Below are 13130 nucleotides of genomic sequence, written 5' to 3' on the forward strand. Positions count from 1 at the left end.
GCCATGCGCGCCCGGTCGTGTCACATCCAGGTGAGTGCGATGTCCCTCGCGCGCAGCCACCGTTCGACGTCGTGGTCGTGGGCGGCCAGCCCGTCGAGCACCGCGGCGGCCCGCTCGAACATCCGGTCAGCCGAGGCGGTGTCGAGGTGGCCCGCGGCGTGGGCGGCCAGCAGCTCGCCGGCGCCGAGCAGCGTTGCCGAGCGGCCGCGGCGCACCGCGACGTCGAGGAAGCAGTCGGTGGCCCGCCACCGTTTGGGCCCGATCCGCTCGACCTCGACGATGTCGAGCACGTAGTCGTGGCTGCGGTGGTGACCGGGACTGTCGTGCGCCACGGTGGCGCGGACCCCCGGTTCGGGCAGCAGCCAGCACTCCTCGTAGCGGGCCCGCGCGCCGACCGTGCGGGCCAAGTAGAGCCCCCAGGGCTGCACCTCGTACCGGTCGACGGGCCGGATGAAGCCCCTGGCGTCGGTGCTGGTGAGTTCGGCCACGTCGAAGAACTCCACCCGGGGTCTGCCCGGCGGCGGGGCCGTGGGCGTCGCGACGGGTGGCGGCTGCGGGCCGCGGATCTCGCGCGCGAAGTATCCCGCGAATCCCGTGACCGCCGGAGCCGCGACGAGCAGGGGAAGCAGTGCGCTCATGGCCTTGTCCTTCACCACGTGCCGATGATCAGACCAAGGCTACGCCGGATCGGTGCGTCCGCACGGGGTCCGCGCCGCGCGCCCGCGCCGAATGGTCCTGCGACATGGGATCTTTCGGACACGGCCGCGCGACGCTGGAAGGTTGCGGGATCGCGGTGCGCTCCGGTCGGGAGGCGGCCGGACCTGGCGATCGGCGCCGCGGGGCCGGATCGCCACGATGCTGCGAAGCGCCGGCCCACGCTGTCCGCGCTCCGCGGGTCGCCCGGCGCGATGAGCGGAAATTCACCGGGACGACACCGGCGCGCGCACGGACCGACGGCGTGGCGGCCCTGCGTGTCGCGCCGGCGGCGCCGCTCGTCGCGACTTGTCGGTGGTCGCGCCTAACCTGGTCACATGGCATTCGCAACCGAGATCCCGGCGGAAGGGTATGAGGACCGGGGGCATCCCCTCGCCCATTCCGAGCATCGCCCCGTCGGCACCATCGAGCGTGCGGGCGGGAAGTTCGAGGTGGTCAGCGAGCACAAGCCCGCCGGCGACCAGCCCGCCGCCATCGCCGAGCTCGAGCGGCGGATCACCGCGGGGGAGAAGGACGTGGTCCTGCTCGGCGCCACCGGTACCGGCAAGTCGGCGACCACGGCGTGGCTGATCGAGAAGCTGCAGCGGCCGACGCTGGTGATGGCGCCGAACAAGACCCTGGCCGCCCAGCTGGCCAACGAGCTGCGGGAGATGTTGCCGCACAACGCGGTCGAGTACTTCGTCTCGTACTACGACTACTACCAGCCCGAGGCCTACATCGCCCAGACCGACACCTACATCGAGAAGGACAGCTCGATCAACGACGACGTCGAGCGGCTCCGGCACTCGGCGACCTCGAGCCTGCTCTCGCGCCGCGACGTGGTCGTGGTGGCATCGGTGTCGTGCATCTACGGTCTCGGCACCCCGCAGTCCTACCTGGACCGTTCGGTCCAGCTCGAGGTCGGCACCGAGATCGACCGCGACGCGCTGCTGCGCCTGCTCGTCGACGTGCAGTACACCCGCAACGACATGGCGTTCACCCGGGGCTCGTTCCGGGTCAGGGGCGACACCGTCGAGATCATCCCGTCCTACGAGGAGCTCGCGGTCCGCATCGAGTTCTTCGGTGACGAGATCGAGGCGCTCTACTACCTGCACCCGCTCACCGGTGACGTCGTGCGCCAGGTCGACTCGCTGCGCATCTTCCCGGCCACCCACTACGTGGCGGGCCCGGAGCGGATGGAGCGCGCGGTCGCCGACATCGAGGCCGAGCTGGCGGCGCGGCTCGAGGAACTGGAGAAGCAGGGCAAGCTGCTCGAGGCGCAGCGGCTGCGCATGCGCACCGAATACGACCTGGAGATGATCCGGCAGGTCGGGTTCTGCTCCGGCATCGAGAACTACTCGCGCCACATCGACGGCCGCCCGGCCGGCTCGGCGCCCGCGACGCTGCTGGACTACTTCCCCGACGACTTCCTGCTCGTCGTCGACGAATCCCACGTCACCGTGCCGCAGATCGGCGGCATGTTCGAAGGCGACATGTCCCGCAAGCGCAACCTGGTCGAGTTCGGGTTCCGGTTGCCGTCCGCGGTCGACAACCGCCCGCTGACCTGGGAGGAATTCGCCGACCGGATCGGCCAGGCGGTGTACCTGTCCGCGACGCCGGGCCCGTACGAGCTCGGCCAGGTCGGCGGCGAGGTGGTCGAGCAGGTGATCCGCCCGACCGGCCTGGTCGACCCGCAGGTCGTGGTGAAGCCGACCAAGGGCCAGATCGACGATCTGGTGCACGAGATCCGTCAGCGCACCGAGCGTGACGAACGCGTCCTGGTCACCACCCTGACCAAGAAGATGGCCGAGGACCTCACCGATTATCTGCTCGGCCTCGGCGTGCGGGTGCGTTACCTGCACTCCGAGATCGACACCCTGCGCCGCGTCGAACTGCTGCGGCAGCTGCGGCTGGGCGAATACGACGTGCTGGTCGGCATCAACCTGCTGCGCGAGGGTCTCGACCTGCCCGAGGTGTCGCTGGTGGCGATTCTCGACGCCGACAAGGAGGGGTTCCTGCGGTCGAGCACCAGCCTCATCCAGACCATCGGCCGCGCGGCGCGCAACGTCTCCGGCGAAGTGCACATGTACGCCGACAAGATCACCGACTCGATGCGGCACGCGATCGACGAGACCGACCGGCGCCGGGCCAAGCAGATCGCGTACAACGAGGCCAACGGCATCGACCCGCAGCCGCTGCGCAAGAAGATCGCCGACATCCTCGACCAGGTGTATCAGGAGGCCGACGACGAGGTGGCCGTCGGCGGCTCCGGCCGCAACGTCAGCCGCGGCAGGCGCGCCCAGGGCGAGCCGGGCCGGGCGGTGAGCGCGGGCATCTACGCCGAACGCGACGTGAAGTCGATGCCGCGCGCCGAACTGGCCGACCTGGTCGCCTCGCTCACCGAACAGATGATGAACGCGGCACGCGAGCTGCAGTTCGAGCTCGCGGGCCGCCTCCGGGACGAGATCGCCGACCTCAAGAAGGAACTCCGCGGCATGGACGCCGCGGGGCTGAGCTAGGCCGTCAGCCTTGCTCGGCCATCCAGGCGGCGATGCGGCGGTCGGCCTCCTCGCGCGAGATCTCCTCGAGCCGGGTGATCACCGCCCAGCGGTGGCCGAACGGGTCGATGACCACGCCGAAGCGCTCGCCGTTGACGAACGTCTGCGGCTCCTCGGCGCTGCGGGCGCCGTGCGCGATCGCCCGGGCGACGACCGCGTCGACATCGGGGCAGTAGTGCACGATCGAGGTGTGCACCCAGTCCGCGGGCGCGCGCACGTTGTTCTCGGGGATCGGCATTCCGAGCTGGATGGTCGAATCGCCGATGAGCAGTTCGGCGTGCGCGGGCTGGCCGTCGGGCCGGTCGGCGCGGCTGAGCAGCTTCGCGCCGAAGACCTCGGTGTAGAAGTCGATGGCGGCGTTGCCGTCCGGCACGGCGAGGAAGCAGCTGATGGAGTGGTAGCCCTCCGGAATGGGCGCGACGGGGTTGGTCATGGATTCGATCGTCGTCGGCGCCGCGGTCCGGGTCTTGTAAGAACGCGACAGATCAGGTGACCGCGGTGACCGTGCCGGAATCCGGTGACATGAAGGGCATCCTGCACCCCGGTGAACAGGCCAGGCACCGGTCGCTGGACCGGCTCGCGGTGGGCCCCGGGCTGTCGGAGTTCGCCGACCGGTACTGGGTCGTGCGCTGGGACCTGCGGGGCAAGCCCGCCTACCGTGCCGAGGTGCTGTCGTTCCCGTGCGTCAACGTGACTTTCGAGCGCACGCACACCCGCACCGGCGGCTTCGTCAACGGCGTGTGCACGACGAAGTACGTGCGGGAGCTGGCGGGGGAGGGCGAGACCTTCGGTCTCCGGTTCCGGCCGGGCGGCTTCGGCGCGTTCACCGGCGCCGATGTCGGTGCGCTGCGCGATGATTCGGCTCCGCTCACCGATGTGCTGCCCGAGGCGGAGGGGTTGGCCGAACGGGTCCTCGCGGAGCCGAGCGACCTGCGCAGGCGCGAGATCGTCGAGGAGTTCTTCGCCGGTCGCGGTCGTGGCGACGATCCCCGGTTCGCTCAGGTGTCGCGGATCGTGGCGGCGATGGCGTCGGACCCGGAGCTCACCCGCGTCGACCAGGTGACCGAGCGTTTCGCCGTTCCGGTGCGCAGTCTGCAGCGATTGTTCCGCCGCTATGTCGGAGCCGGACCGAAGTGGGTGCTGTGCCGGTTTCGCCTGCAGGACGCGGCGGATCTGCTCGCGCGCGGCGAGCGGGTGGATCTGGCGGAACTCGCCGCCCGGCTCGGCTATTTCGATCAGGCGCATTTCAGCCGGGAGTTCACCGCCGAGATCGGGATGACGCCGACCGAATACGCGCGCTCCGCCGCACGGTAGGTGGTGCGTCGATGTGATGGAAGTCCTACTCGCGCAGCGCCGTTGATTGTGTTGTGATAGACCACAGTTTTCGTGATCCGCCGTTCGATCTGCGCAGGTGGATTCGCCGAGGGTCGCGAACATCACTCGCACCAGCGAATACCAGGGCGAACACTCACTGTGTGATCTGTCGCGATTTCTGATAAATCGGCCTGTTTTGGCGTTAGGGTCGACCCAATTGCCGCGCTGACGCTCGATTCCCGGGTCGTTCATCGTCGGCACCGACCAAGTTGGAGGAGAGATGACCGCCTACCGGACCATTGTCGTCGGTACTGATGGCTCGGATTCGTCGTACGTCGCGGTGGAGAAGGCCGCGGCGCTCGCTGCCGACGCGGACGCGACTCTCGTGCTGGCCTGCGCCTACTTCCCGACCGATGATCGCGATGTCGCCGCCGCGGCCGACGTCCTCAAGGACGAGGCGTACCAGGTGCGTGGCTCCGCGCCGACCAACGAGATCCTGCACATCGCACGGGAGAAGGCCGTCGCCGCCGGTGCGAAGAACATCACCGAGCGCGCGATCGTCGGCGAGCCGGTGGATTCGCTGCTCGACCTCGTCAACGACACGAAGGCCGACCTGCTGGTCGTCGGTAACCGGGGTCTGAACACCCTCACCGGCCGCCTGCTCGGCTCGGTCCCCTCGGACGTCGCCCGCAAGTCGCGCTCGGACGTGCTGATCGTGCACACCGTCCGCTAGGACGTCGAACACTCGAGGGCGCCGCGTGATCGCGGCGCCCTCGAGTCGTTTTCCGGCCGGTCAGACAGGCTGCTGCCGGGTGCCCTCGCGCAGGCCGATGGACATCAGGTCGGCGGGTCCGTCGAGTTCGATCCGGTGCCACCGGCCGCGCGGAACCACGCACGCGGCACCCGCGCTCAGCGCGACGATCTCGTCCGGCTCGCCCGGGGTGTCCGAACGCAGGCACAGCCGCAGCGCTCCGCGCAGGCAGCACACCGCCTCGTCGCCTGTCGGATGCATCTCCCAGTGGTCGGCGTGCACATCGGCAGCGGTCTCGACGTGGAAAGCGGTCAACTGCCAGCCGCCGGAACCTGCGGCCATCCGCCGTTCGCCGGCGGAGACGGCGCCGCCGGGCTCGAAGCGCAGGGCACGGTCGAACAGATCGATCGGGGTCATCGGGGTTCCTTTCACTGTGCTGCCGCGGGAAGGTCCTCGCGGACAACGGGTTCGGTGGGTTGGGGTCGTGCGGCGGGCAGAACGACCGCGGCGACCACCGCGGCGGCGGCGAACAACAGCGCCGCGACGGCCAGGGCGACGGCGTAGCCGGCGTTGAGGGCGGCCGGGTCGGTGCCCGCGCCGGTGCGGGACGCGGCCAGGGTCGCCAGGGCGGCCACACCGATGCTGCCGCCGAGCTGACGGGCGCTGTTGAACACGCCGGAGGCCATCCCGGCGTCGCCGGGCGCGACACCCGTGACGGCGGCCGCGGCGACCGGGGCCAGGCACAGGCCGAGTCCGAAGCCGCCGACGAGCGAGGGGCCGAGAACGTCGGCGACGACGCTGCCCTCGGGACTGATCAGCGCGAACCAGCCGATGCCCGCGGTGGTCAGCACCGCGCCGGCGATGAGCAGCGGTCGTGGGGACCGGTGCGCGCCGATCCGGGTCGCGACCAGCGTTCCGGCGATCACGCACAGCGAGAACGGCAGGAACGCCGCGCCCGCCGCGCCCGCGCCCAGGTGCAGCACGCGCTGCAGGTACAGCGACACCAGATAGAACGCCGAGAACTGTCCCGCCGCGGCGAACAGGACGAACAGGTTGCCCCCGAGCACCCACCGATTCCCGAACAACCCGAGGCGCAGCAGCGGATTCCGCGCGTGCCGCTCGATGACCACGAAGGCCGCCAGCAGGGCCACGGCCGCGGCCAGCGTCGCGTCGGTCTCCGCCGCGAACCAGCCGAGCTGATCGGTGCGGATCACGCCGGTCACGAGCAGGCCGATGCCGCCGGTCGCGGCGATCGCGCCGAGGACATCGAGTCGCTCCGGGCTCGCCGACGGTCGATCCGCCGGCACTCCCGCCGCGGTCGCCAGCAGCGCGACCGCCACGATCGGGATGTTGACCAGCATCACCCAGCGCCAGTCCGCGTATTCGGTGAGCAGACCGCCGACGAGCACGCCCAGCGCACCACCCGCCGCGTTGACCCCGCCCCACACCCCCAGCGCCCGAACGCGCGCGGGACCTTCCGGAAACGTCGTGGTGAGGGTCGCCAGGGCGGCGGGGGCGACGGCCGCCGCGGCGAGGCCCTGGGCGGCGCGCGCGGCGACCAGCTGCCAGGGTTCTCCGGCGAGTCCGCCCGCGAGGGAGGCGAGCCCGAACACCACCAGCCCGGCAGTGAACAGCCTGCGCCGCCCGTACAGATCGCAGGCCTTTCCGCCGAGGAGCAGGAACCCACCGAAGGTCAGCGCGTAGATGTGCACGACCCAGGCCAGGTCGAGCGGGGCGAAACCGAGCGCGTGCCCGATCGAGGGGAGCGCGACATTCACGACCGCCATGTCCAGCGCGACCAGGAACTGAGCGACGGCGACGGCGGTGAGTGCGGCGCCGGGGCGCGGCGGTGACGAGTTTTTATACATGTATAAAAACTAACCGTGTGAGAGGTCCGTGTCCAGACCGCCGGCGCCGCATGGGTCAAGATGGACTCATGCCCACCTCGTCATCGCCCTCGGCGCGCACCGGAAGACCGGCCAGGATCTCCCGCGCCGACATCGTGTCGGCGGCCCACGACGTGATCGACACCGACGGCGTCGAGAAGCTGACGATGCGCAGGCTGGCCACCGAGCTCGGCTGCACGCCGATGGCCCTCTACCACCACGTCCGCGACAAGGACGCCCTGCTGCGACTGCTCCTCGACGACTACGCCGACCAGGTCGAATGGCCGGACCTGCCCGACGATCCCCGGCAGCGGATCCTGGTGGCCGCCACGGCGATGCACGAGGTGCTCGCCGCCCGGCCGTGGGTGGTCGAGGTCCTCGTCGACGGTGACCTGTTCGGGCGCTCGGCGCTGTGGTTCCCCGAGACCATCATCGACGCCGCCGTCGCGACCGGGCTTCCGCTCGACCGCGCCGTCGACGTCTACCGGACCGTCTGGCACTACACCGCGGGCGAGCTGATCATCACCACCCGCTCGGCCCGCCGTGCGGCGCGGGGCCCGACCTATCGCGCCGAGGTGTTCGCGAACCTCGACGCCGAGAGCACGCCCCGGCTGGCCGAAATCGGTTCCCGCTGGACCGAATTCGACACCAGGCGCACCTTCGCCGCCGGGCTGGCGGCGCTGGTCGACGGATTGCTGGCCGCCACGCCGTGACGGCCCCGCCGCTCACGCGAGGCGGGAGAGCACCTCGGGCAATTCCTCGGTGTGCACCACCGACAGCCGCTGGGTCGCGCGGGTCAGCGCGACGTACAGGTCGTTGAGCCCGCGCGGCGACTCGGCGAGAATCTCCTGCGGTTCCACCAGGTACACCCGGTCGAACTCGAGGCCCTTGGCGTCGTGCACGGTGAGGACCCGCACGGATTCACCCGCCAGCGAGGACAATTCGCCGATCAGCGCGGCGGGGGCGAGGACCGCGCTGGTGCCGGGCCCGTGCTCGGCGTCCAGCAGCCGCGCGAGCTCGCCGGTCACCTCGTCCGGTCGCACGCGGTACGCGCGCGGCGGATGACCGGAGTCGCGGACCGAGCGCGGCACCCGGACGCCGGGGTCGATCGCGGCCAGCACGTCGGCGGCGACGGCCATGATCTCGGCGGGCGTGCGGTAGTTCACGGTGAGCTCGGTGAGCTTCCAGCGTTGCGCCACATACGGTTCCAGCACCCGCTGCCAGGACGACGCACCCGCCGGGTCACCGGTCTGGGCCACGTCGCCGACCACGGTGATCCAGCGGTTCGGGATGCGCCGCATCACCATGCGCCACGCCATGGCCGACAGTTCCTGCGCCTCGTCGACGATCACGTGCCCGTAGGTCCAGGTGCGATCGCCCGCGGCGCGTTCGGCGGTGGTCTGGCGGTTGCCGAACTCCTGGCGCTGGGCCAGCTGGGACGCGTCGATGAGGTCGTAGGCCATGAGGATCTCGGGGTCGAGTTCGTCCTCGATGTCCTGTGGCGCCGAGCCGGTGAGGATGTCGAGCGCGTCCTGGGCCTCGGCCAGCTGGGCCCGCCAGCGGCGGCGGGCGCGTTCGCGTTCCTCGGTGTCGTCGACGCCGAGCAGCTCGGCCAGCTCGTCGAGCAGCGGCGCGTCGGCCGCGCCGAAGGTGCCGTCGTCGGAGCGCACGAGTTCGGCGCGGTCCTCGGGGCTCAGCGTCTTCGCCGCGCGGTCGAGCCGGGCCGGGTCGGCGAGCAGATCGGCCAGCACCTCCTGCGGCGACAGGATCGGCCACAGCGCGCTGATCGCGGCCTGCACCTGCGGGTCGGCGCGCATCTCGTCGCCGATCTCGCTCAGATCGGCGGAGCTGAGCAGGCTCGTCCCGCCGGACAGGTCGGCGCCCATGGTCGCCGCGAGCTGATCGGTGAGCGCGTCGATCACCGAGGACGCGAAGATCGGGCGGGCCAGGTTGTGCGGGCGGCGTGAGGAGCGGGCCCGGCCGCGCGCCTTGGTCGCGATCTTGCGGTCCAGCGTCACCGGGTAGCCGTCGAAGGTGAGCCGGACCGGCTGCGCCGGGACCTCCTGCCGGTCGCGGACGGCCTGCTTGAGCACCTCGAGCATGTCGAGCGAGCCCTTGATCTCGCCCGCGCGCAGCGAATCCTCGCGCACCGCCTTCACGCCCGGGTACAGGTCGCCGATGGTGGACAGCAGCACGCCGGTCTCACCGAGCGAGGGCAGCACCTGGCCGATGTAGTCGAGGAAGGTGGCGTTCGGGCCGATGATCAGCACGCCGCTCTTGGCCAGCTGCTGGCGGTAGGTGTAGAGCAGGTAGGCCGCACGGTGCAGCGCGACCGCGGTCTTGCCGGTGCCGGGGCCGCCCTGCACGACCAGCACGCTCTTGTGCTCGGACCGGATGATCGCGTCCTGTTCGGACTGGATCGTCTCCACGATGTCGTTCATGTGCCCGGTGCGCGCGGCGTTGAGCGCCGAGAGCAGCGCGCTCTCGCCGCCGACGCCGTCGTCGGTGCCGACCACGCCGTCGGCCTCGGCGGCGGCCAGATCCAGGTACTCGTCGTTGATCGCGGTCACCGCGCGGTTGCGCGAACGGATGTGGCGGCGCCGGACCACGTCCTCGGGATTGGCGGTGGTGGCCAGGTAGAAGGGCCGCGCCAGCGGCGCGCGCCAGTCCAGCAGCAGCGGTTCGTAGTCGTTGTCCTCGTCGAGGATGCCGAGCCTGCCGATGTAGCGCGCCTCGGGCTCGCCGCCGTTGAGGTCGATGCGGCCGAAGCACAGCCCGTGTTCGGCGGCGTCGTATTTCGCCAGGTCCTCGCTGTAGAGCGCGGTGAACGACTCGCGTTCGCTGCGGGCCTGCGGGGTGCCGCCGGTCTCCAGCAACACGGTCTTGAGCCGGTTCTGCGCGTAGTCGCGCATGCCGTCGAGCCGGGCGTAGAGCACCGAGAGGTACTGCTGTTCCGCGGCGCGATCATCGGCGAGGCGGTCGGGCAAAACAGGACTCCTTTGTCACCGGCGAGAACAGAGTTGTCGAGTCTACTCGGACACGACGTCGTCGCCGACGATCGGCGCGAAGTGGTCGACCTGGGGAATCGGGTCGTAGAAGTGGTGCAACAGCGCGCGCCAGCGCTGGTATTCCGGTGAACCGCGGAACCCCTCGGTGTGGTCGGTCAGCGTTTCCCAGTGCACCAGCAGCAGGTAGTCGTCGGGGTGCTCGATGCCCCTGGACAGCGACAAGCCGCGGAATCCGGGCATCGACGCGATGATCGGGTAGGCCTCGGCGAAGGCGGCCTCGAAGGCGTCGGCGAGTCCGGGGCGAACGGGCAGCATCGCGTGTTCGACGATCACGCGACCAGTCTGTCAGGACGCGTGGGTGTTGTTCGAGCGTCGATTCTGACCGAGACCGAGGTCACGATGTCCGGCGGGCTTGTCGCGGTACATGGCCAGGTCGGCGTCGTGCAGGACGGCCTCCGGAGTGCGGTGTTCGTGCGGGCCCAGCTCGGTGATGCCGAGCGAGGCGCTCACCTCCAGACGGTGGCCGCGGGCGATGATGGGCTCGCCGATCGTGGCGCGTAGCCGGTCGATGAGCGCTGGCAGATCGGCCCGCTGGGGATGACCGGCGAGCAGGATCAGGAACTCGTCGCCGCCGAGGCGGCCGACCAGGTCCTCCGCGCGCAGCGCGCGCTGGAGCCGCTGCGCCACGATCTGCAGCACGGTGTCGCCGATGGCGTGGCCGAGGGTGTCATTGATCGCCTTGAAGCCGTCGAGGTCGAGGAACAGCACCGTGGTCACCGTGTCGCCGCCGTCGTCGTCGAGCGCGGTCGCGAGCTGCGACAGGATCAGCGAGCGGTTGGCCAGCCCGGTCAGCGCGTCGTGGGTGGCCTGGTATTCGAGCTGGCGGCGGCTCTCCCGGAAGTCGGTGATGTCGGCGAAGGACGAGACCCCGGAGGAGTCGGGGCTGTCGGGGTTGAGCAGACGGCAGTTGCACGACAACCACACCTGCCTGCCGTCGGTGCGTTCCACCCCGAAGACGAAGTGGGTGACCGCCTCGCCGGTGGCCAGGGTGTGCGCCATCGGATGCCGGGTGGTCGGCAGCGGCTGCCCGTTGCGGTCGATCATGGTCGCGGGCAGTTCGTCGATGGTGAGCCCGACCACCGGCGCGGCGTCGTCGAGTCCGAGGATGCGCTTGCCCGCCGGATTGATCGACTCGAGCCTGCCCTTGCGGTCGACGACGAGCACGCCCTCCTCCAGCTGTGACACCACGGTGGTGAAGTGCGCCTCGGCCCGCCGCGCCGAGGCCTCGGCGGCGCGTTGCGCGGTCAGGTCGTGCACCACCACCTGGTAGGCGAGCTCGTCCTTCCAGGCGGTGAGCACCGAGACCGTCTGCACCGGCACGGTGCGGCCGTCGACGCGCACCAGATCCATCTCGGTCGGCGGTGAGGCGGCGCCCTCGGCGGTGAGCTGGGCGATGCGGTCGAGCATGGCGGGCACCGAATCGCGGTGCACGAAGGTCGTGATGGACAGCCCGAGCAGGTCGGCGGGCGAATGCGCGCCGAGCAGCCGCACCATCGCCGGATTGACGTAGACGATGGTGCCCGCCTCGTGCACGCAGATCGCGTCGGGCATGTGCTCGACCAGCGAACGGTAACGCTGCGCGAGTTGCTCGGCGTTTGCCGTCTCGGCGTGTGCTTCTGCCATGCGTTACCCCCGATCTCGACGTGGCCCGGCAGTGAACGGGACTAATGTGGAGACGTGCTTCCCAGCGGCATGAACTACCCCCTCGATTCTATGTCGATCGCCGGGCTCGGTGTCGTCTCCGGCTACGGGTGGGGGCGCGAACGGCTCTGGCGGGGGATAACCGGCGGGAAACCAGCCGCCGGTTTGTACCCCGGATACGGCCCAGGACGCGACGAGCACGCCTGGGTCGGCCGGATCCCCGACAGCGCGGAGCCCGCCGACAACGCCGGCCTGTTCGGGCGCGCCGTGCGCGCGGCGGCCGTCGAGGCCATCGCCGACGCCGAGACGCGCGGCTGGCGCCGGGCCGGCCGCACGGTGGGCCTGGTGCACGCGATCACCCTCGGCGACGTCGCCGACTGGCGCGACTTCTATCTCGTCGACGGCGGGCATCGTCGCTCGCGCGACTACCTGCCCCTGTTGCCCTCGACGCCGATCTCGGTCGTGATGCAGGAGTTCGGTTTCCACGGCCCGGCGATGAACGTCTCGGCGGCGTGCAGCTCGGGCGCGGCCGCCCTGCTCACCGCCCAGCTGTGGCGGGCCGCAGGCCTGGTCGACGACGTCCTGTGCGTCACCACCGACGTCTCGGCGACGCCGGAGATGCTCGAACACTTCGTCGGCATGGGCGCCGCCGTGGCGCACCTCGACCCGTTCACCGCGTGCAGACCCTTCCAGGCGGACACGCACGGCTTCGTCATGGCCGAGGCGTCGGTGGCGTTCCTGCTCACCGACGCCGTCGACGCGCCCTATGCCCGGGTACTGGGCGGGGCGATGACCAACGACGCGTACCACGTGGTCTCGGTCGATCCGGACCACACCCAGATCATCGCCTGCGCGCGTCGCGCGCTCACCGCCGCCGGGATCGAGGCCGGCGAGGTCGCCTACGTCAACGCGCACGGAACCGGTACTCGGCAATGCGACGCCGCCGAACGAGACGTGCTCACCACCGTCTTTGCCGACCGCCCCGTCGTCACCGCCCTCAAACCGCTCACCGGGCACTGCCAGGGCGCGGCCGCGGCGGTGGAGGTCGCCGCGATCGCGCTGTCCTACGAGCGCGGGCTGGCGGTGTCGGCGCCGATCGTGGCGCCGGCGCATCCGCGCCTGCTCGACGGCACCGCGCCGATGACGGAAGGTCTCACCGTGAAACTGTCGATGGGGATGGGCGGCAACAACGCCGCCGTCGTGCTCGGTCCGGCCTGAG

Annotated in this window: 12 protein-coding genes; 5 read left to right on the forward strand and 7 right to left on the reverse strand. The window is 70.7% G+C overall.

All coding sequences use genetic code 11. The annotated features are described in order from the left end of the window. Positions 1-20: 20 nt before the first annotated feature. Complete coding sequence (locus DFR69_RS26920; RefSeq protein WP_110040549.1) at positions 21-638, reverse strand: ribonuclease FAU-1 family protein; 618 nt, start codon at positions 636-638, stop codon at positions 21-23. A gap of 393 nt (positions 639-1031) precedes the next feature. Between DFR69_RS26920 and uvrB the strand changes: the two genes are divergently transcribed. Further along, positions 1032-3212, forward strand: a complete 2181-nt coding sequence (uvrB, locus tag DFR69_RS26925; RefSeq protein WP_110040441.1) for an excinuclease ABC subunit UvrB — start codon at positions 1032-1034, stop codon at positions 3210-3212. A gap of 4 nt (positions 3213-3216) precedes the next feature. Here the strand turns inward: uvrB and DFR69_RS26930 are convergent, their stop codons facing one another. Continuing rightward, positions 3217-3684: a VOC family protein gene (locus DFR69_RS26930; RefSeq protein WP_110040442.1), complete on the reverse strand. Its 468-nt coding sequence runs from the start codon at positions 3682-3684 to the stop codon at positions 3217-3219. Between the two features lie 65 nt (positions 3685-3749). On the opposite strand from DFR69_RS26930, the gene DFR69_RS26935 reads away from it, so the two are divergent. Beyond that, on the forward strand, positions 3750-4565 hold the full coding sequence (locus tag DFR69_RS26935) for a helix-turn-helix domain-containing protein (RefSeq protein ID WP_110040550.1): 816 nt from the start codon (positions 3750-3752) through the stop codon (positions 4563-4565). Positions 4566-4845: 280 nt separating this feature from the next. Next, entirely contained in the window at positions 4846-5298 is a 453-nt protein-coding gene (locus DFR69_RS26940; protein ID WP_110040443.1) for a universal stress protein, read from the forward strand. Between the two features lie 60 nt (positions 5299-5358). On the opposite strand, the gene DFR69_RS26945 is transcribed toward DFR69_RS26940, so the two are convergent. Then, the gene (locus DFR69_RS26945) at positions 5359-5733 is read right to left on the reverse strand and encodes a cupin domain-containing protein (RefSeq protein WP_110040444.1); all 375 of its coding nucleotides are present in this window, start codon (positions 5731-5733) and stop codon (positions 5359-5361) included. Positions 5734-5744: 11 nt separating this feature from the next. Further along, positions 5745-7184, reverse strand: a complete 1440-nt coding sequence (locus tag DFR69_RS26950; RefSeq protein ID WP_110040445.1) for an MFS transporter — start codon at positions 7182-7184, stop codon at positions 5745-5747. Positions 7185-7252: 68 nt separating this feature from the next. On the opposite strand from DFR69_RS26950, the gene DFR69_RS26955 reads away from it, so the two are divergent. Next, on the forward strand, positions 7253-7915 hold the full coding sequence (locus DFR69_RS26955) for a TetR/AcrR family transcriptional regulator (RefSeq protein WP_110040446.1): 663 nt from the start codon (positions 7253-7255) through the stop codon (positions 7913-7915). Positions 7916-7927: 12 nt separating this feature from the next. Here the strand turns inward: DFR69_RS26955 and DFR69_RS26960 are convergent, their stop codons facing one another. From DFR69_RS26960 to DFR69_RS26970, 3 genes are read right to left on the reverse strand one after another with little or no spacing between them, the layout of a single operon-like run. Then, positions 7928-10189: a HelD family protein gene (locus DFR69_RS26960; protein ID WP_110040447.1), complete on the reverse strand. Its 2262-nt coding sequence runs from the start codon at positions 10187-10189 to the stop codon at positions 7928-7930. Between the two features lie 42 nt (positions 10190-10231). Further along, the gene (locus DFR69_RS26965) at positions 10232-10543 is read right to left on the reverse strand and encodes an antibiotic biosynthesis monooxygenase family protein (protein WP_110040448.1); all 312 of its coding nucleotides are present in this window, start codon (positions 10541-10543) and stop codon (positions 10232-10234) included. A gap of 12 nt (positions 10544-10555) precedes the next feature. Continuing rightward, complete coding sequence (locus DFR69_RS26970; RefSeq protein ID WP_110040449.1) at positions 10556-11893, reverse strand: diguanylate cyclase domain-containing protein; 1338 nt, start codon at positions 11891-11893, stop codon at positions 10556-10558. 90 nt (positions 11894-11983) lie between these two features. Between DFR69_RS26970 and DFR69_RS26975 the strand changes: the two genes are divergently transcribed. Continuing rightward, the gene (locus DFR69_RS26975) at positions 11984-13129 is read left to right on the forward strand and encodes a beta-ketoacyl synthase N-terminal-like domain-containing protein (RefSeq protein ID WP_110040450.1); all 1146 of its coding nucleotides are present in this window, start codon (positions 11984-11986) and stop codon (positions 13127-13129) included. Position 13130 lies beyond the last annotated feature (1 nt).

It is taken from the genome of Nocardia neocaledoniensis (assembly GCF_003182135.1).
Classification (GTDB): domain Bacteria; phylum Actinomycetota; class Actinomycetes; order Mycobacteriales; family Mycobacteriaceae; genus Nocardia; species Nocardia neocaledoniensis.